We start from the raw sequence: 25371 nt of genomic DNA on the forward strand, positions 1-25371 counted from the left end.
GGATTCACGGATGGTGAGCACCCCGGACAGATGCTCCATCTGGCCGGGAGGGCTCTTGCGCGACCACGACCTCGGTCTTCACCGAGTTGGCGATGAAGCACTCGTCGTGGGCTTGGTGGTGAAGCGCCTCGAGCTCGGCCGGCGTTGGCCGGCGCTCGCCGGCAAACGTGATGCGCGGGCGCAGGGTGACGCGCGAGACCCACAGCCTGCCGCGCTCGTTCGGCTCCATGATGCCGACCGCGTCGTCCTCGTAGTCGTCGACGAGGACGCCGGCCTTGGCCGCCAGATAGAGGAAGGTCAGCATGTGGCAGCTCGCCAGCGCCGCGACGAACGCCTCCTCCGGATCGACCGCATCCTCCCGCGAGAACGGCAGGCGCACGACATGTGGCGAGGCGGAGGCGGCGAGCTCGATGCCGCCGTCGAAGCGCCAGGTGTGGGAACGGCTGAAGCGGCCATCGGTGAAGACGGCGCCATCGCGGCCCCAGCGCACCGTGGCTGTGTAGGCATGCGTCTTCATCGTGATCCTCATGCGATGGTCTTGAGGAAGTCCTCGTATTCGCTTTCGCTCATCAGGCTCGCGAGCTGGGCCGGATCGCCGATCCGCAGCTTCAAGAACCAGCCCCTGCCGAGCGGGTCTTCGTTGACGGCGCCGGGCTCGCCCTCGAGCGCGGCATTGATCTCGATGACCTCTCCGGCGACCGGCGCGTAGATCTCGCTCGCCGCCTTGACACTTTCCACGACGGCCGCCTCGGCGCCCTGGGTGATGGCGCGGCCGACCTCCGGCAACTCGACGAACACGATGTCGCCGAGCTGCTGCTGGGCGTAGTCGCTGATGCCGACGACGCCGACGTCGCCCTCGATGTGGATGTACTCGTGATCCTTGGTGTAGCGGGTCTCGGCCATCACGGTCCCCTTCTGCTGGTGGCTTCTCAGCGCTTGTAGCGATGCTGCACGAACGGCATGTTGGCGACCTCGGCGGGGATTCGCCTGTCGCGCACGACGACCAGCAATCCCGTCCCGCTGCGTGCGAAATCCCGCACCACGTAGCCCATGGCGACAGGGCCGCCGAAGGTCGGCCCGAAGCCGCCGGAGGTCACCTCACCCACCAGCTCGCCGGCCTGGTCGAGGATGGCGGCGCCCTCCCGGGCCGGAATGCGGCCGCTGAGCGTCAGGCCGACGCGGCGGCGCAGTGGCCCGTCGTGCAACTCGCCGGTGATGCGAATCGCCCCGGGGAAGCCACCGTCCTTCCGCCGCCGCCGCCCGATGGCCCAGCCGAGCCCTGCCTCGACCGGGGACGTCTCCTGGTTGATGTCATGGCCATAGAGACACAGGCCGGCTTCCAGCCGCAGCGAATCGCGGGCACCCAGCCCGATCGGCTTCACCTCCGGCTCGGCGGTGAGCAGATCCCAGAGGGCCACGGCCGCACCGGCGGGCACGGAGATTTCGTAGCCATCCTCCCCGGTGTAGCCCGAGCGGGAGACGAAGGCCTCGATGCCGCCGACGGCCAGCGGCTGCACGCTCATGAAGCGCATGGCGGCGGCTGCCGGCGCATGCCGGGCCAGGACGCGCTCCGCCGCCGGGCCCTGCAGCGCCAGCAGCGCCCGCTCCGGCGCTGGCGTCAGTTGGACCCCCTCGGGGAGATTGGCGGCGATGTGCAGGAAATCCTGGCTTTTGCACGCCGCGTTGACAATCAACAGCAGACGCCCGTCGGCGGCCGGATCAGGCGGCCGCGCCACCATGAGGTCGTCGAGAATACCGCCCTGCTCGTTGAGGAGCATCGAATAGCGCTGTTGGCCGTGCGCCAGGCCGATGATATCGCCGGGCACCAGCGCCTCGAGCGCGGCCGCCGTGACCGCATGCCCGGCGCGGCTGGTCAGCCAGGCCTGCCCCATGTGGGAAACGTCGAACAGACCGGCGGCCTGCCGCGTGTGGGCATGTTCGGCGAGAATACCGGTGGGATATTGTACCGGCATCTCATAGCCGGCGAACGGCACCAGGCGGGCGCCGAGGCCGACATGGCGGGCGTGCAGCGGTGTCGTTTTGAGCGTCTGACCGGTCGATTCGGCCGCCATGGCAGGTCCCCTACGGACATGAGGGCGCCGCCGGGACCATCCCGCCGCACGCACCCCCTCTGTCCCGGGACCTGAGAGATTTCCCCCGGTCTTGCAAGACCGGAGTTACCCCCGTCGGTGAGACGACCCACCGGGCCGTCCGCTTTCCAGAGTGCCAGCTCCTGCGCGGTCCATTGGACCTGAGCGTTTCCGGGGTGGTTGCGCCTTCGGCGTCGCACGGGACTGGCCCGCCACGAACTCTCCCGCGAGGATCATCGGCTGACGAAATTCATATCGCAGCGCGGGATGAAGTCAACGATCGCCGGCAGCCCGCGCTCCACCGACCGCGGCGACCATGACCGCAGGACTGCTCCCCCGCGGCGGCGAGCCGGAGGGCGACCGCATCGCCGGTCGATCCCTCCGGATCGGGACGCACTTCAATGCCGGCTGCTCGACCTGCTCTTGGCGGCCGGCGCGCTCGCTGCTCCGAGGCCGACCTCGATCAGCAGATCGCCATTGCCGGGCGGCGCCGCGATGCCCTCTTCCACCACAGTCGCGCTGCCGCTCGCGGCTCCCGCGGGGATGGAGATCGACACCTGCCGGGTGCGGCGCACGACGCCGCTGTCGCCGCGACGGACCTGCACCGTCAGCGGCGTGTTGAACGTGCCCGGCTTACCGGCCGGCCCCAACAAGGCGCGGATCTCGACGCCGACCTTGATGATGGTGCTGTCGTCCGGGCCCTTGCGGCATTCGCGCGCCATTTCGCCGAAGGCCAGTTGATAGGCGAGCGTGTCGGTCTCGTTGCCGCTGCCGCCCCGGCGGATCGACGAGCCCCCTTCGAGCACGTCGATGCGGGGACACGAAAGCTCCTCGTCGTCGTGAGCATTGGGCAATGCTTCCGACTTCGTGGCGTCCCGGGAAAATGGATTGAGACCCATGAGGTCCTTGATCATATCGGCCCGGGCGGGCACCACGGCCGCCAAGACGGCCGCCAACGCCAAGCTGCCCAGCCTCACGCCAGAGCCCCGCCAGACCATCTGCTTCGCTCCCATCGGTCCCCTCACTGCAAGGATTCGAGTGCCTTGTCGAAGCCGGTCAACGAGACCGGGATGCCGATTCCTTCCTCGGGGGTTTGGAACACCACGAAAGTGGCAATTTTGCCGCCTTTCAGCTTGCCGATCAAATTCTCGTCCATGACCACCTCTGCAACGCAGCCGGTTGGCAGGCAGCGAACGAATCCGGCCCGGCCGACGTCCGCCTGGTCGATTTTGAGGCCGAGCCCCGCCGGAAGCAGCACGCCGAGCGGCGCCAGCACGCGCAGCAGCCGGCTCTTGGCATCGGCCGTCTTCAGCACGATCACCAGCAGCGTCACGTTGGGCCGATCCTCGGCGGCGACGTTCTGCACCAGTGCGCATTGCTCTTTGTTGGCGCCCGCCGGCGTCTCACAACGCTGCTGCCACTCCCCGAACGTCTTGCGCACCACGCCCTGCGCCGCGGCCGGCTGGACAAGGCCGGCGACGGCAGCGGCGATCAGCGCAACGACCGCGCCGACGGTTCGTCCGGCGTATCCGGCCCGACCCTGCCGCGCCGCAGCGGCACCTGGCCGTCGGCGATCAGAAATCTGGAAAGCGCTCTTGGACGTCAACTTGGTATCCACTCGACGATCAGGGGGTGATGACGGGCGCTCGTCAGCGACGGCGCCGCGGCGTCGATTGCAGGAAGCCTCGCCGCCTTCGCACGGCTGCGCCGGCCAGGCGCTGCGCGACTCATTCAGAGGCGTTCGGAACACGCTGGCCTCCCCGGTGTCAAGAACGGCCAGCGGCATCGCTTCTTGAAACCGCAAAATGGCGGTCTCGCGGCGGCTGAGCCGCTTTACCTTAGAACGCTTCTCGTGCCCTTATGCCGCAGAAATGGACCAATCGATGGCGTTGCACGTCGTCGCCCATTGTGATCTTTCAGCGCCAGAGTGGCCGGCCTGCGCAGGGTTTCCTTCAGCGCTGCCGGCGCCGCTGTGGATGCCCAGTGAGTACGGGAGCACCGATCCTCCGATGCGAATCGACACTTTGCCATTTCGGCTCTTGGCGGCGGCCGGCTTCGCCGTGGCACTGACAGGCGACGCGCTCGCGGGCATGGGCCAGCCGAGCCCCTGGCAGCTCGGCATGCAGACACCGGCGGCGATCGGCGCCGAGGCCATTCACGATTTCCACGATCTGCTGCTGTGGATCATCACCGTCATCGTGCTGTTCGTGCTGGCGCTGCTCATCTACGTGATTGTGCGCTTCAGCGAGACCCGCAATCAGACGCCGTCGCGGACCACCCACAACTCGCTGCTCGAGGTGGCGTGGACGCTGGTGCCGGTGCTCATCCTCGTGGTGATCGCGGTGCCGTCGTTCCGCCTGCTCAAGGCCCAGCTCGTCATTCCCACGCCCGATGTCGTCGTCAAGGCCACCGGCCACCAGTGGTACTGGTCCTATGAATATCCGGCCGACCAGGGCGGCTTCAGCTTCGACAGCAATCTGGCCGCCGACAAGCAGCCGCGCCTTCTCGCCGTCGACAACGAGCTGGTCGTCCCGGTGGACAAGATCGTCAAGGTGCAGGTCACCGCGGCCGACGTCATCCACGCCTTCGCCATGCCGTCGTTCGGCCTCAAGATCGACGCCATTCCGGGCCGCCTCAACGAGACCTGGTTCAAGGCGGACAAGGAAGGCGTCTTCTACGGCCAGTGCTCGCTGATCTGCGGCCAGAACCACGCCTTCATGCCGATCATGATCCGCGTCGTCAGCCAGGAGGCGTATACGGCCTGGCTCGCCGACGCGAAGAAGAAGTTCGCCGCCAACCCGTCCGGGCCGATCAAGCTCGCCGACCGCGACGCGATCACCCGCTGAACATAGCAAGACAAGAAGAACCGGGAGCTGACCGATGGCTTCGACGACCACCGCCCCGCACGACGCCCACGCCGATCATCCGACCGGCCTGCGCCGTTGGCTGTTCTCGACCAACCATAAGGACATCGGCACCCTCTACCTGTGCTTCGCCCTCATGGCAGGCATCGTCGGCGGCTTCCTCTCGATCCTGATGCGCATCGAGCTGCAGGAGCCGGGGCTGCAGATCTTCTCCAACGGTCAGATGTACAACGTGGTCGTTACCGGCCACGGGCTGATCATGGTGTTCTTCGTGGTGATGCCGGCCCTGATCGGCGGCTTCGGCAACTGGTTCGTGCCGCTGATGATCGGCGCGCCGGACATGGCCTTCCCGCGCATGAACAACATCTCCTTCTGGCTCACGGTGACCGGCTTCCTGTTGCTGTTCACCTCGCTGTTCTTCGAGGGCGCCCCGGGCGTGCCCGGCTTCGGCGGCGGCTGGACGGTCTATCCGCCGCTGTCCGTCTCCGGGCATCCGGGCCCGTCGCTCGACTTCGGCATCCTCGCGCTGCACGCGGCTGGCGCGGCCTCGATCCTGGGCGCGATCAACTTCATCACCACGATCCTGAACATGCGCGCCCCGGGCATGACCCTGCACAAGATGCCGCTGTTCGCCTGGTCGGTGCTGGTGACCGCCTTCCTACTGCTGCTGGCGCTGCCGGTGCTGGCCGGCGCGATTACCATGCTGCTGACCGACCGCAACTTCGGCACCACCTTCTTCGATCCGTCGGGCGGCGGTGACCCGGTGCTCTATCAGCACCTGTTCTGGTTCTTCGGCCACCCCGAAGTGTACATCATGATCCTGCCGGCCTTCGGCATCGTCAGCCACATCGTGTCGACCTTCTCGCGCAAGCCGATCTTCGGCTACCTCGGCATGGCCTACGCCATGGTCGCCATCGGCGCCGTCGGCTTCATCGTGTGGGCGCACCACATGTATACGGTGGGCCTGTCGCTCGACACCCAGCGCTACTTCGTCTTCGCCACCATGGTCATCGCGGTCCCGACCGGCATCAAGATCTTCTCGTGGATCGCGACGATGTGGGGCGGCTCGCTGCGCATGACCGCGCCGATGGTGTGGGCGATCGGGTTCATCTTCCTGTTCACCGTCGGGGGCGTCACCGGCGTGGTGCTCGCCAACGCCGGCGTCGACCGCGAGCTCCACAACACCTATTACGTCGTGGCGCACTTCCACTACGTGCTGTCGCTCGGCGCCGTGTTCGGCATCTTCGCCGGCTGGTACTACTGGTTCCCGAAGATGTTCGGCTACGTGGTCCCCGACTGGATCGGCAAGCTGCACTTCTGGCTGGCCTTCATCGGCGCCAACGTGCTGTTCTTCCCCATGCACTTCCTGGGCCTCGCCGGCATGCCACGCCACTACGTGGACTATCCGGACGCGTTCGCGGGCTGGCACCGGGTGGCGTCGATCGGCTCTTACATCTTCGCTTTCAGCCTCATCGTGTTCTTCTACGGCGTCTATGTCGCCTACAGCCGCCGCGAACGGGCAGCCAACGATCCGTGGGGGCTCGGCGCCACCACGCTGGAATGGACGCTGTCGTCGCCGCCGCCGTTCCACCAGTTCGAGACGCTGCCGCGCATCACCGGCTCGGACCACTGAGCCCCACCGGCGGCGGCATCGCCGGGCCGCCAGCGGCTGGATCGAGCCTCTCGTGAAGAGGTGGGAGCGAAGCCGGGAGCTAATCCCGGCTTCGGCGCGTCTGGGAGCGGGCAGCGGGCTCGGGCGGACAAAGCGCCACAGCGACGAGCGGGGCTCGGCTCTTGAGTATGCGCCGGTTGCGGGTAGAACCGAGCAGCCGCGTTCCGCGAATGGCTCTAATCTGACGGCGCGGAACACGGCGGCGAGGCTGGATGGACGATGCCATCCCTGATCCGGCCGCTCGCCCCGATCACCGTGCGGCAGCGGCCAGCCCGAGGCCCTCGCAGCTGCACCAGGCGGCACCGTCCACGTCGCCATCGAAGAAAGACGTTCGCAACATGACGATGACAGGCGATCGACTGACCGACGGCCGCACGGCCGACGCCGGCTTCGGCTCCCGCCCAGCCATCTCCACGGCGACCGTCGGTGACTATATCGAACTGTTCAAGCCACGGGTGATGTCGCTGGTCATCTTCACCGCCCTGGTGGGGATGGTGGTGAGCAACGGGCACGTCAATCCGGTCATCGGCTTTGCCGCCCTGGTGGCCATCGCGATCGGCGCCGGCGCCTCGGGCGCCCTCAACATGTGGTGGGACGCGGACATCGACGCAAAGATGTCGCGCACCCAGGGGCGGCCGATCCCGGCCGGCCGGGTGGCGCCCGACGAGGCGCTGGCGCTCGGCCTCTCGCTGTCGATCGGGTCGGTGGCCTTCCTCGGGCTGATCACCAACCTCTTTGCCGCCGCCTTCCTTGCCTTCACCATATTCTTCTACGCCGTCATCTATTCCATGTGGCTGAAGCGGGCGACGGCGCAGAACATCGTCATAGGGGGCGCCGCCGGCGCCTTCCCGCCCATGGTTGCCGAGGCCGCCGTCACGGGGGGCGTCAGCGCCCAAACCGCCGTCCTCTTTCTCATCATCTTCCTGTGGACGCCACCGCACTTCTGGGCCCTGGCGCTCAACAAGTCGGACGACTACGGCCGGGCCGGCATTCCCATGCTGCCGAACGTGGCGGGGCCCGACGCCACCCGCCGGCAGATCCTCATTTACACGCTCCTCCTGGTGCCCTGCGGCCTGTTGCCCTTCGCCCTCGGAGTCGGCGGCGTCGCCTACGCCGTCGTCGCCGCCGTGAGCGGGGCGGCCATGCTGGCGTTCGCCATCCAGGTCTTCGTGCGGCGGACCGGCGAGGCGGCCACGCGGGCCGCCCAGCACCTGTTCGGCTTCTCGATCCTGTACCTGCTGCTGCTGTTTGCGACATTGCTCGCCGAGCGCACCCTGGGCCTCGGCGGCCAGGGTGCGGCGCTCGCGGACATGCTCGGCGGCGTTCTGCCGCTCCGGGTGCTGTGATGGCCGACGACGAGCCCACCGGCATTGTCCTGACGCCAGAAGAGCGCAAGCGCCGGCGCGCACGCAATATCGCCATCGGACTGGCCCTCGGCGCCCTGGCCCTGCTCTTCTACGTGGTCACGGTCGCCAAGATCGGCGTCAATATTCTCAACCGGCCCCTGTAAGGAGGGCGCGATGAGCACCACCCCGGATCCGGACATCGAAGACCGGGCCGTGCCACCCGGTCCGGCGGCCCCCACACAGGGGGCACCGCGCGGCCTGCGCACCACCGCCATCGCCTGCGGCATCACCGTGCTGGGCATGGTGGGGCTCTCCTTCGCGGCCGTTCCGCTCTACCGCCTGTTCTGCCAGGCGACCGGCTTCGCCGGCACGCCGCGGATCGGCACTGCGCCGTCGACGGCCCAGGCGGACCGAGAGGTGATGGTGCGTTTCGATGCCAATGTGGCGCCCGGCGTCGCCTGGAGCTTCACGCCGGAACAGACCGAGGTTGCGGCCGCGCTCGGCGAGACCAAGACGGTGTTCTACCGGATCAGCAACCGGGCCAAGGTGCCGACGACGGGCATCGCGACCTTCAACGTCCAGCCCGAGCAGGCCGGCGCCTACTTCGTCAAGATCCAGTGCTTCTGCTTCAACGAGCAGACGCTGGCGCCGGGCGAATCGATCGATGCGCCGGTGGTCTTTTACGTCGACCCCGAGCTCGCCAAGGATCGCGACCTCAAGACCCTTTCCACCATCACGCTGTCGTACACCGTCTTCCCGGCCAAGGACGGCCGGCCGATGGCTGCGACCGAAGGTGCGGCGGACAAACCGAAATTGTGAGGCTATAAGCGCCTTACTCCCTGAGGCAGGAGATCCCCTTCAATGGCCGACGCGCACGCGAAGCCCCAGCACGATTACCATCTGGTCAACCCCAGCCCGTGGCCGCTGATCGGTTCGATCGCCTTCTTCGTCATGGCGACGGGCCTCGTCATGTCCATGAAGGGGCTGACCATGGGCGGCATCAAGCTCGGCCCTTATCTCCTCGGGGCCGGCCTGATCGGCATCCTTTATGTCATGGCCAGCTGGTGGATCGACGTTGTCCGCGAGGCCCAGGAGGAAGGCCACCATACGCGGGTGGTGCAGTTGCATCACCGCTACGGCATGATGCTGTTCATCGCCTCCGAGGTGATGTTCTTCGTCGCCTGGTTCTGGGCCTTCTTCGACGCGGCTCTGTTCCCCGGCGAGGCGATCCAGTACGCGCGCACCGAGATGACCGGCGGCCATTGGCCGCCCAAGGGCATCGAGTCGCTCGACCCCTGGCACCTGCCGTTGCTCAACACGCTGATCCTGCTGACCTCGGGCACGACGCTGACGTGGGCGCACCACGCCCTGCTCCACAACGATCGCGAGGGCCTCAAGCAGGGTCTCATCCTCACCGTGGTGCTCGGCCTCCTGTTCACCACGGTGCAGGCCTACGAATACCTCCATGCCCACTTCGCCTTCTCGGGCAACATCTACGGCGCCACCTTCTTCATGGCGACGGGCTTCCACGGCTTCCACGTCATCGTCGGCACCATCTTTCTGATCGTGTGCTTGCTGCGGGCGCTGCGCGGCGACTTCACCCCGACCCACCACCTGGGGCTCGAGTTCGGCGCCTGGTATTGGCACTTCGTCGACGTGGTCTGGCTGTTCCTGTTCGCCTGCATCTACGTGTGGGGCGCCGGACCGATCGCCGGCCATTGACGCAAATCCCGACGGGCGGCGGCAAAGCGCCGTCGCCCGGAGCAGGGTGTGCCCCGGACGAAGCGTGAGATGGGGCATGAGGCATCCTGCGACCGAGCACCGCCCATGAATGCTGATCACTACCCTCCGCAGGAGCCGGTTGCGACGGGCCTCGCCGGCCGCTGTCCCCGCTGCGGCCAGGGCCGCCTGTTCAACGGTTTTCTCAGCGTCGCGCCGTCGTGCGGTGTTTGCGGTCTCGACTTTTCGTTCGCCGACGCCGCCGACGGCCCCGCGTTCTTCATCATGACGGCCGCCGGCGTCGCGGTCGTGGGTTTTGCCCTGTGGCTCGAGCTCACCTACGAGCCGTCGTTCTGGGTGCACCTGGTGACGACGCTGCCACTGGCGCTGCTGCTGTGCGTGCTACCCCTCCGTCCGCTGAAGGGCGTGATGATCGCGCTGCAATATGTCAACAAGGCCGAAGAAGGGCGCCTTGAGCGATGACTCGCCGGCCGGATCGCCGCGATCCGCGCCGAAGCTGAGCCCGCCAGGGAACGCCGAGCCGGGACGGCATCGCCCGTCGCCGACCTGCGAGACCGATTCGCGCGGGCCGTATCGCCTCCACGGTCTGCTGTGGCCCGCCGTAGCCACCGTCATCGGCCTTGCGATCCTCGTGGGCCTTGGCTTGTGGCAGCTCGAACGCCGCGCCTGGAAGACCGAGTTGCTCGCCCGCATCGACGCGCGCATCCACGCTGCCCCGACGCCGCTGCCGCCCGAAGCACAATGGGCGCAATGGACGGCCGCGGCGGACGAATATCGCCATGTCGCGGCCACCGGGCGCTATCGCTTCGACAAGCAGGTGCTGGTCCGCGGCAACTCCCCGCGCGAGCGCGGCACGGTGGTGGCGGGGTTTGCGGTCATCACGCCGCTTGAGCTCGCCTCCGGCGCAACCGTGCTGGTGAACCGCGGCTTCATCGCCGAGGAGATGCGGGACGCACTGGTCCCGCTGGATCGACGGACCGATCCGGCGGCGGCGATCACCGGACTGATGCGGGCTTCGCAGGCGCGCACCAGCTTCACGCCGGCGGACGATCCGGGCCGGGGCGAATGGTTCACCCGCGACATCACGGCCATTGCCGCTGCCGAGAAGCTGGCGCGCACCGCCCCTTTCATCATCGACGCCGACGCCAAGCCCGGCCAGATCGAGGGCCCGCGCGGCGGTCTGACGGTGGTGAATTTCCCCAACGACCACCTCCAGTATGCGCTGACCTGGTTTGGGCTGGCGGCCGCACTCGCCGGGGTGTTCGTCGTCTTCGCGGTCCGCCGCATGCGCGGCGACCGGGGGTAGCGTCAGGGCGGTCGCGGACCCCGACGAGCCGCGGACGTCAGCCATGATATTGAAGAATAGGGTAAATACCGCGCTCGTTGGCGTCCGCTTCCTTGAAACCGCCCCGCGCGGGCCGTAACCTGCGCCGTCGGAGGAACCATTGCTGCACGTGTCGACCCGGGGCGAAGCGCCCGCCATCGGCTTTACCGACGCCCTGCTCGCCGGACTGGCAAGGGACGGCGGGCTCTATGTGCCCGAGGCCTGGCCGCGCCTCGCTGCCGCCGACATCGCGGCGTTTGCCGGCAAGCCATATGCGGCCGTCGCCGAGCGGGTGCTGAGCGCGCTCATCCCGTCCAGCGACATCTCCGCCCCGCTGCTTGGCGACATGGTCCGTTCCGCCTACGCCGGCTTCCGTCACCCCGCCGTCTGCCCACTGGCACAGATCGGCGACAACCTGTTTGTGCTCGAGCTGTTCCACGGCCCCACGCTCGCCTTCAAGGACGTGGCCATGCAGCTTCTGGCGCGCATGATGGACTACGCCCTCAAAGGGCGCGGCCAACGCGCCACCATCGTCGGCGCGACCTCCGGCGATACCGGTTCAGCGGCCATCGATGCCTTCGGCGGTCTCGATCAGGTGGATGTCTTCATCCTCTATCCCCATGGCCGCGTATCCGAGGTGCAGCGCCGGCAGATGACCAGCGTCGATGCGCCCAACGTCCACGCCATCGCGCTGGAGGGGACGTTCGACGACTGTCAGGCCATCGTCAAAGGGCTGTTCAACCATCACGCCTTTCGTGACCAACTGGCGCTCTCCGGCGTGAACTCCATCAACTGGGGGCGGATTGCCGCCCAAACGGTCTACTACTTCACCGCAGCGGTCGCCCTGGGGGCCCCGTTGCGGCCCGTGTCATTCTCGGTTCCCACCGGCAACTTCGGCGACGTGCTGGCCGGCTACATCGCCAAGCGCATGGGCCTGCCGATTGACCGGCTGGCCATCGCCACGAACGAAAACGACATCCTTGTCCGCACCCTGGCAAGCGGCCGCTACGAGGTGCGCGGCGTCAAGCCGACCTCCTCGCCGTCCATGGACATCGAGGTCTCCTCCAATTTCGAGCGGCTGCTCTTCGAGGTCTATGGCCGCGATGGGCAGCAGGTCCGCCGCCTGATGGCCGCCCTTCAGCAGGGGCGCGCCTTCGACATCGATGCCGCTCCACTTGCGGCCATCCGCACCGACTTTTCGAGCCACGCCGTCGACGAGCAGCAGACCGAGGCGGAGATCGGCCGGGCCTGGCGCGAGGCGGGCTATCTGCTGGACCCCCACACCGCCGTGGCCGTAGCCGCCGCCCGGCGCGAACTTGCGTGTAATCCCGCGGTCCCGATGGTGGCGCTGGGCACCGCGCATCCGGCCAAGTTCCCCGACGCGGTGGAGCGTGCGGCCGGGCTACGGCCCGCCCTGCCGCCGCACCTGGCGAACCTCTTCGCACGTCCCGAACGGTTTACGGTCATCGCCAACGAACAGTCGGCGATCGAGAGCTTCATTCGCAGTCGCGCCCGGGCCGCCGCCGGAATCGCTGCATGAAGCCGGCGCCGCGCGGTCGACGGAGGATGGTGGCATGGCCCTGTTCCGATTGACGTCCGCCAACGAGAGCTTCCCCCGGGTGCATGGCTCGGGTCTCTATCTGCGGGCGCCGACCATGAACGACTACGAGGAGTGGGCGGTGCTGCGGGCGGAAAGCCGCGCGTTCCTGGAACCGTGGGAACCGCTGTGGCCCGCCGATGACTTGACGAGGACGGCGTTCCGGCGACGGATCCGCCGCTACATCGACGAGATCCGCAATGATTGCGCCTATCCCCTGCTCGTCTTTGCCAGCCCCGGCGACCTGCTGGTCGGCGGCCTCACCCTGGGCCTCATCCGCCGCGGCGTCTCCCAGTCGGCCACCGTCGGCTACTGGATGGGCGAGCGATACGCCGGCAGGGGGCTGATGACCGAGGCGGTCAAGGCGACCTCCCGATTCGCCTTCGGCGAGTTGGGGCTGCGCCGCCTGGAGGCGGCGTGCCTGCCAACCAACGGGCCCTCGATCCGGCTTCTTGAAAAGGCCGGATACATCCGGGAGGGCTTGGCGCGCCGCTACTTGTGCATTGCGGGAGAATGGCAGGACCATCTTCTTTATGCCCGATTGAGGGACGATCCGAACGCATGATCGATCACCCAATCGGCCGGTGCAGCGGCCCCCGGCATCCCGCCGGATCGTCAATATCCTTACTTCGACCATGACCGTCGCCGAGGTTGCCGCTCCAGGCGTCGCCTTGGCTGGTTGCCCTCCACTGCGCGTCTGACTACGACATCCCTGTTCAGTCTGGATCATGCTGCTGTCCGAGTTCCTCCCGCTCTTGCGCCTTCGCCGTATCCTCCCATGCGCGCTGCTCGTGCTTGCGATCCTCGCGAGCGCCGGCTCCGCCCAGGCGGTCGAGGCGGTGCGAGTGTCGCTCGACCAGCCGGCGCTCGATCTCACCAACGTGGTCGAGCACTATCGCTCCGAGGCGGATGTCATCCAGATCTCGACCGCCCCGGGTCCCGACGGCATCGTTCGGCGCATTGCCGTCAAGGCACGCGAAACCGGAACACGGCCGGACTGGATCGTATTCGCCCTGTCCAATCCGAGTGACGAGCAGATCGACCGCCTACTGGTCGCCCCGCACTACAAGCTCACCGGCTCGGGCGTGGTCTGGCCCGACCTGGGCGCCTCACGCATCGCAGCCATCACCGCAAGCCAGGGCATCAAGCCCGAGCGCGACGACAGCGCCGACGCGGACGTGTTCACCATCACGCTCGACCCCGGCACGACGGTGACCTTCATCGCCGAGCTCAGCACCCCCCAGTTGCCGCAGCTCTCACTGTGGGAGCCGGACGCCTACAAGCAGAAGGTCAACGGCCTCACCCTCTATAAGGGCATCATCATCGGCATCTCCGGGCTGCTGGCGCTGTTCCTGACCATCGTCTTCGTGGTCAAGGGCGCAGTCATCTTCCCTGCGGCCGCGGCGCTGGCGTGGGCCGTGCTGGCCTACACATGCATCGATTTCGGCTTCATCCAGCGCATCTTCCCGATCACCGCGGGCGCGGACCGCCTGTATCGGGCCGGCGCCGAGACGGTGCTGGCAGCGACGCTGCTGGTGTTTCTGTTCGCTTACCTCAATTTGAACCGCTGGCACGTGCGTTACAGTCATGTCACCGCCGCGTGGCTGATCTTTCTGGGTGCGCTGGTCGGGCTCGCCGTCATCGATCCGCCGGTCGCGGCGGGGGTGGCACGCATCTCCATCGCCGCAGTCGCCGCGATCGGCTTTGCTCTCGTCGTCCACCTGGCCAGCCGCGGCTACGACCGCGCCGTCATGCTGATTCCCACCTGGACGCTGTTGCTCGTCTGGGTGGCGGCCGCCTCGCTCGCCGTCACCGGCGAGCTCAGCCGCGACCTTGTCCCCCCGGCCCTGATCGGCGGCCTAGTGCTCATCGTCATGCTGATCGGCTTCACCGTCATGCAGCATGCCTTCGCCGGCGGCGCCCTGGCGCAGGGGCTGGTCAGTGACACGGAGCGGCGTGCCCTCGCGCTCGCCGGCTCGGGCGACATCGTCTTCGACTGGGACGTGCTGACCGACCGGATCTCGGTGAGCCCCGAACTCGAACAGCAGCTTGGCCTGAAGCGCGATACGCTCGAAGGCAGCGCGGCCGACTGGCTGGACCTGCTGCACCCGCTCGACCGGGACCGCTACCGCACCACGCTCGATGCGGTGCTCGAGCAGCGCCGCGGCCGCATATCCATGGACTTTCGGCTCAGGGCCGCGCGCGGCCACTATCTCTGGTACCAGCTCAAGGCGCGGCCCGTCGTCGGCAGCGACAACGAAGTGATCCGCGTCGTCGGCACGCTCTCCGACATCAATGAGAGCAAGGTCTTCGAAGAGCGGCTGCTGCAGGATTCGATCTACGACAAGCTGACGGGACTGCCCAATCGCCAGCTCTACCTCGACCGGCTGGACTCGGCTCTCGTGCTGGCGCGCCGTGATGAATCGGTGCGTCCGACGGTCTTGGTCATCGACATCGACCGCTTCCGCACCATCAACGAGGACGCGGGACCCGCGGCAGGCGATTCCGTGCTGCAGATGGTCGCGAGGCGCCTGGCTCGGCTGGTGAGGCCGCAGGACACGCTGGCACGCCTTGGAAGCGACGAGATGGCCGTGATTCTGTTCTCGGAGGTGGAGCCTGACCAGATCACCGCCTTCGCCGAGCGCGCCCGCGAGGTGCTGAGCACGCCAATCCCGCTCGGCGAGCACGAAGCGGTGCTGACCGGCTCGATCGGCATCGCGCTCTATGACCCGACCATGAAGGCCGGCGCGGAGGAGTTGCTCGGCAACGCCGAGATCGCCTTGGCCTACGCCAAACGGCAGGGTGGCAACCAGATCGAGGCGTTCCGCCCGATGATGCGGGGTTTGCGGACCGAGCCGCTGACGCTCGGGTCCGATCTCGGCAAGGCGCTTGACCGAGGCGAGATCAAGGTGTTCTTCCAGCCGATCGTGCGCCTCGAGGATCGCACCGTTGCCGGCTTCGAGACGGTGCTGCGTTGGGATCATCCGCGTCAGGGCCGCCTCGGCCTTTCCGAATTCCGCGACATCGCCATCGACAATGGGCTGCTCGGCGACCTCTTCGCCTTTGCGGTGGAGCGCACGGCACGGGAACTCGCCGCCTGGCAGGACGTGCTCGACGTCGAACCCCCGATGTTCGCCAGCGTCGGCCTGCCGAGCAGCCGGCTGTTGCGGCCGGAGACCCTCAATCCGATGCGCGCCGTGCTGGAGCGCTCCGGGGTGCTGCCGGGCTCGCTGCGCCTCGACATCCCCGAGCGGCTCTTGACTGAACATCCCGAGTTCGCCGTGCGCATGCTCCAACGCGTCCGTGACGCGGGGGCCGGCGTCTCGCTGACCCAATTCGGCGTCGGCCAGTCGCCGTTGACCTACCTGCAGCGCTTCGAGTTCGACATGGTGAAGATCGATCCCTCGATCGTCCGTCACAAGGGCTCGGCGGCGCGCACAGCGATCCTGCGGTCGATCATCGCGCTGGCCCACGACCTGGGCGTCGAGGTGGGTGCCGATGGCGCCGAGGACGAGTCGGATTCGGTCGAGCTGTCGCAGCTCGGCTGCGACTATGCCCAGGGACAGGCCTTTGGCGACGCCATGAGCGCCTACGACGCTCGGCGCCTCGTGGGCTCGGCGCCCGAGGCGGCATAGCGTCCGGCTGGAGCGTTTTCGAGCGAAGTGGACGCCGGTTCGCGTGAAGAAAACGCGGTGAAACAAATAGATAGAGCATTTCCGCGATTCGAAGAAACACGGAAATGCTCTAGATCGACGAATGGCCGTAGCAGTTGAGGCCATGCCGCGGTTGCGCTGAGCGGGATGATTTTCCTTGAATCATCATCCTGCTCTAAGTCTTTGTTTTGAGCATGATCTTGTCCAAAGGCCGGTGTCCACTTTTTGGGATCCGGCTCTGGACAGGCTCAAGCGTGGCCGGTCTGGCCGGACAGCATGATCGGGTCGATGCCGATCAGCCGCATCGCCCGATCGTACTTGGTATCGGCGGCCGCATCGAAGATCAGGCTCGGCTCAGCCGGACAATGGAGCCAGCCGTTGGACTGAATCTCGCTCTCGAGCTGGCCTGCGCCCCAGCCGGCGTAGCCGAGTGCCAGGATGGCGCTCTCCGGCCCCTCGCCCCGGGCAATCGCCTTGAGAATATCCACCGTCGCCGTCAGGCAGACGCCGTCATCGATCGGCAGCGTCGAATTGTCGATGAAGAAGTCCGGCGTGTGCAGCACGAAGCCGCGCCCGGTGTCGACCGGGCCTCCGCGCAACACCTTGACTCGCTCGGCGCGCTGAGGAAGGCGGATCGCCGTCTCGGCCCCTATGATGTCGAGCTGCACCAAGAGGTCGGGCAGGTTGAGATCGGCGGCCGGCTTGTTGACGATGATGCCCATCGCACCCTCGTCGGAATGGGCGCAGAGGTAAATCACCGCCCGCGAGAAGCGCTCGTCCTCCATGGTCGGCATCGCGACGAGCAGTTGGCCGTCGAGATACCCCTTGGTGTCCGAGCCGAGGGTGACGCGCGGGATCCTCATAGCCTTCATGCTAAGACGAGCGGACTCTTTTTCCTATACCCAAAAAGCGCGATGGCCGGCCCAGGGCCCCACGGGCCGGCCTCGCGGGTGCATCCGCGGCCATCGCCGTGACAAACAGCGCGACACGCTCTAAGCACGGTGGCGTGCGGCAAGCCTGCCCGCGCGCGCCTGCGCGCCATGGCTTTTTCAGGAGCTCATGATGACGATTAAGGTCGGCGATCATCTTCCCCAGGCGACATTCCGGGTCATGACAGCGGAAGGGCCTGCCGCCAAGACCACCGACGACATCTTCGCCGGCAGGAAGGTGGTGCTCTTCGCAGTGCCCGGCGCCTTCACCCCCACGTGCCATCGCAACCACCTGCCCGGCTTCGTCACCCAGGCCGATGCGATCAAGGCCAAGGGCGTGGACGCGGTCTACGTGACGGCGGTCAACGACGTCTTCGTTATGGACGCCTGGCTCAAGGCCTCGGGCGCCGAAGGCAAGGTCGAGTTCCTCGCCGACGGCAACGGAGACTTCGCCAAGGCGACCGGCTTGGTGATGGACGGTTCGGGCTTCGGCCTCGGCACCCGTTCGCAGCGTTACGCCATGGTCGTCAGCGATGGCACGGTCGAGGCACTGAACCTCGAAGAGGCGCCCGGCAAGGCCGACCTCTCCTCCGCCGAGAACCTGCTCAAGAGCCTTTGAGATCTCGGGGCGTGTCCCCCTCGGGGACGGGCCCCGTCCGGCTAGGAGCGCTTTCGAGCGAAGTGGACGCGGTTCGCTTGAAGAAAACGCGACAAATCAAACAGAGAGAGCATTTCGGCGATTCGAAGAAACGCGGAAATGCTCTAGGAGCGTGTCTGGATAATCGTCTCGACGGCTGGGTGGAATTTTGATTCAGTCTAGGCATGAGCAAGACGTTTCGCGCGTGGGACGTGGACCAAAGCTGGCTGCTGCCGGCGTCGGTGCACGATTTTGTTCCGGCTGGTCATCTGGCGCATTTCGTGCGGGAGACGGTACGTGAAGGGCTCGATCTGTCGGCGATCCTCGGGAGCTATGAGGTAGATCGCGGCAAGCCGCCGTATCACCCGGGGATGATGGTGGCGCTGCTGCTGTATGGCTATAGCCGCGGGATCTACTCCTCGCGCCGGCTTTCGCAGGCGTGCGAGGAGCGGGTAGACGTGATGGCGGTGACCGGGCTGAACAAGCCGGACTTTCGCACCATCGCCGAGTTCCGGCGGCGGCATCTTGCGGCGCTGTCGGAGCTTTTCGTGCAGGTTCTGAGGCTGTGCCAGTCCGCCGGTCTGGTGAAGCTGGGGCACGTGGCGGTCGATGGGACCAAGCTGAAGGCCAACGCCAGCCGGCACAAGGCGATGAGCTATGGGCGCATGAAGACGACCGAAGCGAAGCTGGCGGCGGAGGTGGACGCCTGGCTGAAGGCGGCCGAGGATGCGGACCGGGCCGAGGACGCCGAGCACGGGGCGGACCTGCGCGGCGATGAGACGCCCGACTGGATGGCCGACAAGCAGCAGCGGCTGGCGCGGATCCGCCGGGCCAAGGCCGAGCTGGAGGCGGAGGCCAAGATCGATCCGTCCGATCTCGACCCGGACGGCCCAGGCCCTTCCTCGGGCATGCAGGAGCGCGGCCGGCGTAAGCAGGCCAAGGACGGCGGGCCGCCGGACAAGGCCCAGCGCAACTTCACCGACTGCGACAGCCGCATACAGCCCACCCGGGACGGCTTCATCGCCGGCTTCAACGGCCAGATCGCGGTCGATCAGGCGCACCAGATCATCGTCGCCCAGCGCCTGGCGACCAACCCGGCCGATTACGGCGCCCTGATCCCGCTGGTCGACCAGGCCGAGGCCAATCTCGGACGCAAGCTGAAAGAGGTCTCCGGCGACGCGGGCTTTGCGACCGAAGCCAATCTGGCCGCCATGGCCGAACGCAAGGTCAGGGCCTATTTGGCGCCCGGCCGTAGCAAGCACGGCCAGGACCACGCCGCCGGCGACCGGAGCTTCAAGGACAAGCCCCGGATGACGGCCATGGCCCAAAGCCTGAAGCGCGCCGGACGGCGCTCGCGCTATCGCCTCAGAAAGCAGGTCGTCGAACCCGTCTTCGGCCAGATCAAGCAGGCCAGAGGCTTCCGACAGTTCCTGCTCAGAGGCCTCGCCAAGGTCAGAGGCGAATGGGCGCTGATCTGCACCGCCCACAATCTCCTGAAGCTGGCGGCAGCGGCAGCCTGACCAAAGCCTGCCCCCTCCCAAGCAGATCAATCAGCGCGCAGCTGACAATTATCCAGACACGCTCCTAGAGCGGGATACCGGGGAGAGTGCGCTCCAGGTCGAGAACTTCTCTCCGATCAGATGAGCCCATCTGATCGCATGCGCTAGGTACTCCCCTCCCCGCCCTCGTAGTCGATCAGATCCAAATCATCTGATCGGGAACGTCCTACATGCCGGTGTCCACCGGCTCGCCGCTCGCCGCCCAGTCCAGGAAGCCGCCCCGGTAGTGCTCCCGGTACGGCAGGCCCGCGCCCCGCGCGTGCGCGATCGCGGTCTGCGAGCGATTGCCGGAGCGACAGGAGAACACCAGGCGCCGCCCCTGCGGGTCCGGCAACGCCGCCGGATCGAAGCTCGACAGCGGGAACAGCACCGAGCCCGGAATATGGCCGGCCTCCCATTCGTTCGGCTCGCGCACGTCGACGAGCAGGATGCTGCCATCGGCAAGGCCCCGCCTGATCTCCTCGCGCTCCAGATGGACGATCGGCGCGTCGGGTTGGTCGCTCACTGCCTGCTCCTTCATCTTTCGGATCACATCGGCTCGGCCACGGCATACCCCCCGCCGCTGCTTGAACTGCAAATAGCCATCCGGATTGGCCGCTTCTAGAGCGTTTTCGAGCGAAGTGGACGCCGGTTCGCGTGAAGAAAACGCGACAAATCAAACAGATAGAGCATTTCGGCGATTCGAAGAAACGCGGAAATGCACTAGGCACTCGACCGGCACGGCCAGGAATCTCTCGGCGGTGACCTTCCGATCGGCGGCCGGGCCGGCCGGTGCGTTGATTGCTGTCCACAAAAAGCGAATGCCGAAGGCCATTCGCCCTCGGCATCCGTGCGACCGATGGAACGTGGAAGGGCCTCAGGCCTGCGCGCCGGGGAGCGGCGGAATGCGCAGCACCCAGCCGGGCTGGATGAGATCCGGGTTCTTGACCGGCGGATTGTTGGCCTTGACGATCTCCGGATACTTGTCGCCGTGACCCTTGCCGTAGAATTCCTCGGCGATCTTCCAGAGCGTGTCGCCCTTCACCACGGTGTAGAACTTGGCCTCGGTACCAGCGGCGGCGACCGTCAGCTGATTGTCGACCGAAGCGACACCCTTGCTGTTGCCGAGCGTCAGCACGGTCTTCTCGGCTTCCTCCTGGGTGGCGACATTGCCCTTGATGGCCACCTTGTCGCCGTCGACGGTGATCTCGTGGTTGTCAGCGTTGAAACCGGCTTCCTTGAGGTGCTTCTTCAGCGCGTCCGGGGTCAAGGCCTCGGCCGCCTGGGCGTCAGTCGTGCCGAACAGCTTGGCACCCGCATCCTTGATAAAGCTGAACAGTCCCATAGCTCACTCCTCCGCCGTGGCGCATTCTACGACGCTAAATGTAGCGCACGCGCATGTGACATCCAGCTGACAAGCTGATCTCTACACTTAGCCACCAACGTACAGAAGCCGCAAGGTCAGGAGAACCCGACTGTTGCCTTGAACCGGCAAATATTTGACCATCCGGACGATCGACCGAGCGCGGCTTCCGCGCCCATATCGCTCCGCGTTCAGGGACACGATCGCCGCCCCGCGGCACGACAGGCCTTGCCCCTCAAAGGGCGGCCGAATCCTCCGACGTCGGCCGATCGCCGGCGATTAGCGGCTCGACGAAGGTCAGGACCTGCCCGGCCAGTTGCTCCGGCGAACCTTCTCCCGCATGCAGCACCAGGTCGGCGGCGAGGGGCGCCTCGTAGTCCTGGCCGATGCCGGTAAAGTCCTTGATGCCGCCCGCCTTAGCCCGCGCGTAGAGGCCTTTGGGATCGCGCTCGGCGCAGATCTCGACGGGCGTATCGACGAAGACCTCGACGAAATCGGCGCCAATGCGCTCGCGCAGGCGCTCCCGGTCGGCCCGGAACGGTGAGACGAAGGCGCACAGCACCACGAGGCCAGCCTCCAGCATCAGGCTGGCGACCTCGCCGGCGCGGCGGATATTCTCGGCCCGGCTCGCCGCATCGAAACCGAGATCGGTGTTGAGGCCGATCCTGAGCGCATCGCCGTCGATCAGCATGGTATGGCGCCCGATCGCCGCCAGCCTGCGCTCGACCAGATTGGCGATGGTCGACTTGCCCGAACCGGGCAGGCCGGTGAACCACAGCAGCACGGGACGCTGGTGCTTGAGCCCGGCACGGGACGCGCGGTCGACATCGAAGCCGTGCCGGTAGACGTTGCCGCCGCCCAGCGTCTCGGTCACCATGCCCGCCGCGACCGTCGTGTTGGCGAAGCGGTCGATGAGGATGAAGGCGCCCGTCTCCCGGTTGTCGGCATAAGGATCGAGCGAGACAGGGGCGCCCGTCTCCACTTCGACCAGACCGATGCCGTTGAGCGGCAGTTCGTCGGCCGCCCTGTCTGCGTAGGTCTCCACATCGAGCGCGGCGGCGAGCTGCGATACGGTGGCGGGCACGGTGCGGGCACCGGTCTTGAGCAGGAAGCCGCGACCTGGCTTGAGCGGCTCCGCCGCCATCCAGACCAGCCGCGCGCGAAAGCGCGTGGTATGGGCGGGGCGCGCCTTGGGCGCCGCCAGCACCTCGCCACGGGGCGCATCGACCTCATCGGCGAGGACGATGGTCACCGCGTCGCCGGCCGCGGCCTCCGCCCGGTCGCCGTCGAACGTGACGATCCGCGCCACGCGACTGGTGTGGCCCGAGGACGCGATGACGACCTCCTCGCCGACGGCGACGCGGCCGCTCGCCACCGTGCCGGAGAAGCCGCGGAAGTCGAGGTTGGGGCGGTTGCCCAGCTGCACCGGCATGCGGAACGGCTGCACCGTGCGGTCGGCCTCCACCTCGACCCGTTCCAGATGGCCAAGCAGGGTCGGCCCATCGTGCCAGGGCATCGACGCGCTCGGCTCGGTGACATTGTCGCCGAACCGGGCCGACAGCGGGATGGCCTCGATCGTCCGAAAGCCGAGTGGTTCGGCGAAAGCCTCGAAGTCAGCCACGATGGCGCGGAACGTCGCTTCGTCGAAGCCGACGAGATCGATCTTGTTGACGGCCAATACGACATGCCGGATGCCAAGCAATGAGGCGATGACCGCATGGCGTCGGGTCTGGGTCAGCAGACCCTTGCGGGCGTCCACCAGCAGCACGGCGAGATCGGAATTGGACGCGCCCGTCGCCATGTTGCGCGTGTACTGCTCGTGTCCGGGGGTATCGGCGACGATGAAAGACCGGCGCGGGGTGGCGAAGAAGCGGTAGGCCACGTCGATGGTGATGCCTTGCTCGCGCTCCGCCTCGAGACCGTCGACGAGCAAGGCGAGATCGACCGCTTCCCCGGTCGTGCCGTGGCGGCGGGAATCTTTCTCCAAGGCCGTCATCTGGTCTTCCAGGATGGCCTTGGTGTCGTACAGCAGCCGGCCGATGAGCGTCGACTTGCCGTCATCGACCGAGCCGCAGGTGAGGAAGCGCAGCAGGCCGTGCGGGGTCTCGGCCGCCGCCGCCTTGGTCGGCGTGAGCGCGTTCATCAGAAGTAACCCTCGCGCTTCTTGCGCTCCATTGAGGCCTGGTCGTCGTTGTCGATGACCCTGCCCTGGCGTTCGGAGGAGCGCGACAAGGTGAGTTCGCGCACGATATCCTCCACGGTCGTCGCGTCGGAGGGAACGGCGCCCGTCAGCGGATAACAGCCGAGGGTGCGGAAGCGGACCTGCCGCAGCTGCGGCCTCTCGCCTGACATCAATGGCATGCGGTCGTCGTCGACCATGATCAAGGCACCGTCACGCTCCACCACCGGCCGCGGCGCCGCAAAGTAAAGCGGCACCACCGCAATCGCCTCGGCCTGGATGTACTGCCAGACATCCAGCTCGGTCCAATTCGACAGCGGAAAGACGCGCATGGACTCGCCCTTGGCGATACGCGTGTTGAAGAGGTGCCAGAGCTCCGGCCGCTGGTTGCGCGGCTCCCAGGCGTGGCTCGATGTCCGATGGGAGAAGATGCGCTCCTTGGCGCGGCTCTTCTCCTCGTCGCGCCGCGCCCCGCCGAAGGCCGCATCGAAGCCCCATTTATCGAGCGCCTGCTTGAGCCCCTCGGTCTTCATCACCTGGGTGTGGACCGCTGAGCCGGAGCGGAACGGATCGATGCCCAGGGCCTCGCCGTCCGGGTTAACGTGGACGAGGAGCTTCAGTCCGAGCTCGGCCGCGGTCCGGTCGCGAAAGGCGATCATCTCACGGAACTTCCAGGTGGTGTCCACATGCAACAGCGGAAACGGCACGGGACCCGGGAAGAAGGCCTTGCGCGCCAGATGCAGCATCACCGCCGAATCCTTGCCGATCGAATACAGCATCACCGGGTTGCGAAACTCGGCGACGACCTCCCGAAGGATGAAGACCGCCTCGGCCTCCAAGCGCGCCAGGTGTGGCGACAGAGGCTCGCGCCGCGGTTCAGCGACGGGAAATTCGGGAGTCCGGACAAGCGCAGCGGTGGAAACGGGCATCTTCTTACATCCGAGGCCGAGCCCGCCGAACGGTGGACGTCGGTGTTGACAGGCTGGAGGCGGACGGGACCAGCGGCCCCATCGGCCTCCGCGCTAAAGCATCGTCCCAGCAGACCGGGTCATCCGATCTGCTCGAAATGCTCCCTGCTCATTGAATCTGGAGCGCTTCCGGGCGGCCCAGCGTCTCCGTCCGATCCCGGAGCGCCGCCGATCCGACCTTTGGCAAGCGAACGATTCACTTGGCAACGCGCAGCCAGGGCCTGGCGCCCAGCGGCGTTTGCTCGGCCGCCTCGATGGCCGCCGGCTGGTAGTGAATGTCGACATCCTTGATGCGGCCTTCGAGGAGCGCCTTCAGCGTGCCGGCGTGGGAGATCGCGAAGGCGTCGAAGCCGCAGCGTCGCATCAGCGGAATCTGGTCGCGCAGCACCTCGCCCGACGCGCGCAGCTCGCCGGCGAAACCGTGCCGCTCGCGCAGCAGGCGCGCCAGCGAATAGGCCCGGCCATCGGTGTACTTGGGAAAGCTCAGCACGATCAGAGCGAAGCGATGCAGATCGGCCTCGATGCCGTCGAGCCCCTCCCCCGCCTCGAGCTTGAGGCCGAGGGGCGCATTGCGGCCGCTCACGCCTTCCAGCTCGGCGAGAAAGCGCGTCTTGGAGATCAATGCCGCGCGGTCGGCCGGCAGCCGCTCATCGTCGCCCGGCACGATCCACGGATCGTCGACGACCTGACCGTCCTTGACTAACGTCGTCATAGGGCACCCCCGACGGTTTGGTGCCGCGGCAGGTGAATGCCGCACTCGGTCTTGTCCTTGCCACGCCAGCGACCGGCGCGCGCGTCTTCGCCGGCCGCCACCTGCGTGGTACAGGGAGCGCAGCCAATGGACGGATAGCCAGCCGCCACCAGCGGATGCGGCGGGAGCCGGTGCTCGCGCAGGTAGGCCGCGACGTCGGCCATGCTCCAGGACGCAAGCGGATTGATCTTCACGTGTGCGTCGCTGGCTTCGAAGGTCGGAATGTCCTCGCGCGTCGAGGCCTGATAGCGCTTGCGGCCACTGATCCAGGCATCGAACGGCCGCAGCGCGGCGGCCAGCGGCTCGACCTTGCGGAAGCCGCAGCAGCCATCGGCGTCGAGAGCGAACATCGCGCCGAGCGGATCGCGCACCTCGGCGACGGCGGCCTCGGGGCCCACGATGCGCACGTCGCTCAAACCGAATTCGGCCACCAGCCGGTCCTTGTAGGCAAGCGTCTCGGGAAACAGACGGCCGGTGTCGACGAAGATCACAGGCACGTCGGCGTCGACCTCGGCGGCCATGTGCAGCAGCACCGCCGATTCAGCGCCGAAGCTCGATACCAGCGCCACCCGCCCGGCGACCTGTTCGTCCAGCGCCAGCCGCAGAATGTCATGCGGCGGCCGATGGGCGTAGCGCACATCGAGAGCGCGCGCCCGAGCGGCCGGATCGGCCGCCGGTGCCTCCGGGCCCGTACCGCCCACCGTCAATGCCATCGCCATC

The 25371-nt window shown here is 67.1% G+C and carries 25 protein-coding genes and 1 riboswitch; of the genes, 13 read left to right on the forward strand and 12 right to left on the reverse strand.

Annotated features, from left to right (window positions below):
• Positions 1-4: 4 nt before the first annotated feature.
• The 5 genes from IEW34_RS10785 to IEW34_RS10805 form a co-directional block, all read right to left on the reverse strand.
• Positions 5-517, reverse strand: a complete 513-nt coding sequence (locus IEW34_RS10785; protein ID WP_188609159.1) for an OsmC family protein — start codon at positions 515-517, stop codon at positions 5-7.
• Between the two features lie 8 nt (positions 518-525).
• Positions 526-903, reverse strand: a complete 378-nt coding sequence (gene gcvH, locus IEW34_RS10790) for a glycine cleavage system protein GcvH (RefSeq protein WP_188609160.1) — start codon at positions 901-903, stop codon at positions 526-528.
• Between the two features lie 26 nt (positions 904-929).
• Complete coding sequence (gene gcvT, locus IEW34_RS10795; protein WP_188609161.1) at positions 930-2072, reverse strand: glycine cleavage system aminomethyltransferase GcvT; 1143 nt, start codon at positions 2070-2072, stop codon at positions 930-932.
• A 156-nt stretch (positions 2073-2228) separates the two neighbouring features.
• A riboswitch (glycine riboswitch) is annotated at positions 2229-2327 on the reverse strand.
• Between the two features lie 161 nt (positions 2328-2488).
• The gene (locus IEW34_RS10800) at positions 2489-3103 is read right to left on the reverse strand and encodes a hypothetical protein (protein WP_188609162.1); all 615 of its coding nucleotides are present in this window, start codon (positions 3101-3103) and stop codon (positions 2489-2491) included.
• Between the two features lie 8 nt (positions 3104-3111).
• Entirely contained in the window at positions 3112-3696 is a 585-nt protein-coding gene (locus IEW34_RS10805) for an invasion associated locus B family protein (protein WP_373288239.1), read from the reverse strand.
• A 403-nt stretch (positions 3697-4099) separates the two neighbouring features.
• On the opposite strand from IEW34_RS10805, the gene coxB reads away from it, so the two are divergent.
• The 11 genes from coxB (at position 4100) to IEW34_RS10860 (ending at position 16268) form a co-directional block, all read left to right on the forward strand.
• Positions 4100-4936 carry a cytochrome c oxidase subunit II gene (gene coxB, locus IEW34_RS10810; RefSeq protein WP_188609163.1) on the forward strand — a complete coding sequence of 279 codons (837 nt, stop codon included), beginning with the start codon at positions 4100-4102 and terminating at the stop codon, positions 4934-4936.
• Between the two features lie 34 nt (positions 4937-4970).
• The gene (gene ctaD, locus IEW34_RS10815; protein WP_188609164.1) at positions 4971-6587 is read left to right on the forward strand and encodes a cytochrome c oxidase subunit I; all 1617 of its coding nucleotides are present in this window, start codon (positions 4971-4973) and stop codon (positions 6585-6587) included.
• A 383-nt stretch (positions 6588-6970) separates the two neighbouring features.
• The gene (locus IEW34_RS10820; protein WP_188609262.1) at positions 6971-7972 is read left to right on the forward strand and encodes a heme o synthase; all 1002 of its coding nucleotides are present in this window, start codon (positions 6971-6973) and stop codon (positions 7970-7972) included.
• Positions 7972-8136: a cytochrome c oxidase system small membrane protein gene (locus tag IEW34_RS10825; protein WP_188609165.1), complete on the forward strand. Its 165-nt coding sequence runs from the start codon at positions 7972-7974 to the stop codon at positions 8134-8136. The genes IEW34_RS10820 and IEW34_RS10825 overlap by 1 nt, the downstream gene beginning before the upstream one ends.
• Before the next feature lie 10 nt (positions 8137-8146).
• Positions 8147-8791: a cytochrome c oxidase assembly protein gene (locus IEW34_RS10830; protein ID WP_188609166.1), complete on the forward strand. Its 645-nt coding sequence runs from the start codon at positions 8147-8149 to the stop codon at positions 8789-8791.
• Positions 8792-8833: 42 nt separating this feature from the next.
• Positions 8834-9694, forward strand: coding sequence for a cytochrome c oxidase subunit 3 (locus IEW34_RS10835; protein ID WP_188609167.1), 861 nt, complete (start codon positions 8834-8836; stop codon positions 9692-9694).
• A 105-nt stretch (positions 9695-9799) separates the two neighbouring features.
• Complete coding sequence (locus IEW34_RS10840; protein ID WP_188609168.1) at positions 9800-10174, forward strand: DUF983 domain-containing protein; 375 nt, start codon at positions 9800-9802, stop codon at positions 10172-10174.
• Complete coding sequence (locus tag IEW34_RS10845; RefSeq protein ID WP_244641913.1) at positions 10164-11018, forward strand: SURF1 family protein; 855 nt, start codon at positions 10164-10166, stop codon at positions 11016-11018. The genes IEW34_RS10840 and IEW34_RS10845 overlap by 11 nt, the downstream gene beginning before the upstream one ends.
• A gap of 139 nt (positions 11019-11157) precedes the next feature.
• The gene (thrC, locus tag IEW34_RS10850) at positions 11158-12576 is read left to right on the forward strand and encodes a threonine synthase (RefSeq protein ID WP_188609170.1); all 1419 of its coding nucleotides are present in this window, start codon (positions 11158-11160) and stop codon (positions 12574-12576) included.
• A 34-nt stretch (positions 12577-12610) separates the two neighbouring features.
• Positions 12611-13198, forward strand: a complete 588-nt coding sequence (locus tag IEW34_RS10855) for a GNAT family N-acetyltransferase (protein WP_188609171.1) — start codon at positions 12611-12613, stop codon at positions 13196-13198.
• A gap of 163 nt (positions 13199-13361) precedes the next feature.
• The gene (locus IEW34_RS10860; RefSeq protein WP_188609172.1) at positions 13362-16268 is read left to right on the forward strand and encodes an EAL domain-containing protein; all 2907 of its coding nucleotides are present in this window, start codon (positions 13362-13364) and stop codon (positions 16266-16268) included.
• A gap of 266 nt (positions 16269-16534) precedes the next feature.
• On the opposite strand, the gene IEW34_RS10865 is transcribed toward IEW34_RS10860, so the two are convergent.
• Positions 16535-17158 (reverse strand): YqgE/AlgH family protein, encoded by a 624-nt coding sequence (locus tag IEW34_RS10865; RefSeq protein ID WP_188609173.1) that lies wholly within the window; start codon positions 17156-17158, stop codon positions 16535-16537.
• A gap of 190 nt (positions 17159-17348) precedes the next feature.
• Between IEW34_RS10865 and IEW34_RS10870 the strand changes: the two genes are divergently transcribed.
• On the forward strand, positions 17349-17834 hold the full coding sequence (locus IEW34_RS10870) for a peroxiredoxin (RefSeq protein ID WP_188609174.1): 486 nt from the start codon (positions 17349-17351) through the stop codon (positions 17832-17834).
• A gap of 203 nt (positions 17835-18037) precedes the next feature.
• Positions 18038-19372, forward strand: coding sequence for an IS1182 family transposase (locus IEW34_RS10875; RefSeq protein ID WP_188609175.1), 1335 nt, complete (start codon positions 18038-18040; stop codon positions 19370-19372).
• A gap of 205 nt (positions 19373-19577) precedes the next feature.
• On the opposite strand, the gene IEW34_RS10880 is transcribed toward IEW34_RS10875, so the two are convergent.
• The 6 genes from IEW34_RS10880 to IEW34_RS10905 all read right to left on the reverse strand — a co-directional run bounded on the left by IEW34_RS10880 (position 19578) and on the right by IEW34_RS10905 (position 25370).
• Positions 19578-19916, reverse strand: a complete 339-nt coding sequence (locus IEW34_RS10880; protein WP_244641915.1) for a rhodanese-like domain-containing protein — start codon at positions 19914-19916, stop codon at positions 19578-19580.
• A 351-nt stretch (positions 19917-20267) separates the two neighbouring features.
• On the reverse strand, positions 20268-20735 hold the full coding sequence (gene lysM, locus IEW34_RS10885) for a peptidoglycan-binding protein LysM (RefSeq protein WP_188609176.1): 468 nt from the start codon (positions 20733-20735) through the stop codon (positions 20268-20270).
• Between the two features lie 253 nt (positions 20736-20988).
• Positions 20989-22896, reverse strand: a complete 1908-nt coding sequence (gene cysN, locus IEW34_RS10890) for a sulfate adenylyltransferase subunit CysN (protein ID WP_188609177.1) — start codon at positions 22894-22896, stop codon at positions 20989-20991.
• Positions 22896-23861, reverse strand: coding sequence for a sulfate adenylyltransferase subunit CysD (gene cysD / locus IEW34_RS10895; protein WP_188609178.1), 966 nt, complete (start codon positions 23859-23861; stop codon positions 22896-22898). Before cysD ends, cysN begins: the two co-directional genes overlap by 1 nt.
• 235 nt (positions 23862-24096) lie before the next feature.
• Entirely contained in the window at positions 24097-24612 is a 516-nt protein-coding gene (locus IEW34_RS10900; RefSeq protein ID WP_188609179.1) for a DUF934 domain-containing protein, read from the reverse strand.
• Positions 24609-25370, reverse strand: coding sequence for a phosphoadenylyl-sulfate reductase (locus IEW34_RS10905; RefSeq protein ID WP_244641916.1), 762 nt, complete (start codon positions 25368-25370; stop codon positions 24609-24611). Before IEW34_RS10905 ends, IEW34_RS10900 begins: the two co-directional genes overlap by 4 nt.
• Between the last annotated feature and the right edge of the window lies 1 nt (position 25371).

Origin of the sequence: Chelatococcus reniformis (assembly GCF_014640075.1) — a bacterium.
Taxonomy (GTDB): Bacteria; Pseudomonadota; Alphaproteobacteria; order Rhizobiales; family Beijerinckiaceae; genus Camelimonas; species Camelimonas reniformis.

Excerpts from the sequence above, each read along its gene's own strand:
- IEW34_RS10900 (WP_188609179.1), bottom strand. The coding sequence starts at position 24,612 with ATGACGACGTTAGTCAAGGACGGTCAGGTCGTCGACGATCCGTGGATC.
- IEW34_RS10830 (WP_188609166.1), top strand. The coding sequence starts at position 8,147 with ATGAGCACCACCCCGGATCCGGACATCGAAGACCGGGCCGTGCCACCC.
- lysM (WP_188609176.1), bottom strand. The coding sequence starts at position 20,735 with ATGGGACTGTTCAGCTTTATCAAGGATGCGGGTGCCAAGCTGTTCGGC.
- gcvH (WP_188609160.1), bottom strand. The coding sequence starts at position 903 with ATGGCCGAGACCCGCTACACCAAGGATCACGAGTACATCCACATCGAG.
- IEW34_RS10785 (WP_188609159.1), bottom strand. The coding sequence starts at position 517 with ATGAAGACGCATGCCTACACAGCCACGGTGCGCTGGGGCCGCGATGGC.
- IEW34_RS10860 (WP_188609172.1), top strand. The coding sequence starts at position 13,362 with ATGCTGCTGTCCGAGTTCCTCCCGCTCTTGCGCCTTCGCCGTATCCTC.
- gcvT (WP_188609161.1), bottom strand. The coding sequence starts at position 2,072 with ATGGCGGCCGAATCGACCGGTCAGACGCTCAAAACGACACCGCTGCAC.
- cysN (WP_188609177.1), bottom strand. The coding sequence starts at position 22,896 with ATGAACGCGCTCACGCCGACCAAGGCGGCGGCGGCCGAGACCCCGCAC.
- coxB (WP_188609163.1), top strand. The coding sequence starts at position 4,100 with ATGCGAATCGACACTTTGCCATTTCGGCTCTTGGCGGCGGCCGGCTTC.
- IEW34_RS10825 (WP_188609165.1), top strand. The coding sequence starts at position 7,972 with ATGGCCGACGACGAGCCCACCGGCATTGTCCTGACGCCAGAAGAGCGC.
- IEW34_RS10875 (WP_188609175.1), top strand. The coding sequence starts at position 18,038 with ATGAGCAAGACGTTTCGCGCGTGGGACGTGGACCAAAGCTGGCTGCTG.
- IEW34_RS10820 (WP_188609262.1), top strand. The coding sequence starts at position 6,971 with ATGACAGGCGATCGACTGACCGACGGCCGCACGGCCGACGCCGGCTTC.
- cysD (WP_188609178.1), bottom strand. The coding sequence starts at position 23,861 with ATGCCCGTTTCCACCGCTGCGCTTGTCCGGACTCCCGAATTTCCCGTC.
- ctaD (WP_188609164.1), top strand. The coding sequence starts at position 4,971 with ATGGCTTCGACGACCACCGCCCCGCACGACGCCCACGCCGATCATCCG.
- IEW34_RS10835 (WP_188609167.1), top strand. The coding sequence starts at position 8,834 with ATGGCCGACGCGCACGCGAAGCCCCAGCACGATTACCATCTGGTCAAC.
- IEW34_RS10840 (WP_188609168.1), top strand. The coding sequence starts at position 9,800 with ATGAATGCTGATCACTACCCTCCGCAGGAGCCGGTTGCGACGGGCCTC.
- IEW34_RS10855 (WP_188609171.1), top strand. The coding sequence starts at position 12,611 with ATGGCCCTGTTCCGATTGACGTCCGCCAACGAGAGCTTCCCCCGGGTG.
- IEW34_RS10865 (WP_188609173.1), bottom strand. The coding sequence starts at position 17,158 with ATGAAGGCTATGAGGATCCCGCGCGTCACCCTCGGCTCGGACACCAAG.
- IEW34_RS10800 (WP_188609162.1), bottom strand. The coding sequence starts at position 3,103 with ATGGGAGCGAAGCAGATGGTCTGGCGGGGCTCTGGCGTGAGGCTGGGC.
- IEW34_RS10870 (WP_188609174.1), top strand. The coding sequence starts at position 17,349 with ATGACGATTAAGGTCGGCGATCATCTTCCCCAGGCGACATTCCGGGTC.
- IEW34_RS10905 (WP_244641916.1), bottom strand. The coding sequence starts at position 25,370 with ATGGCGATGGCATTGACGGTGGGCGGTACGGGCCCGGAGGCACCGGCG.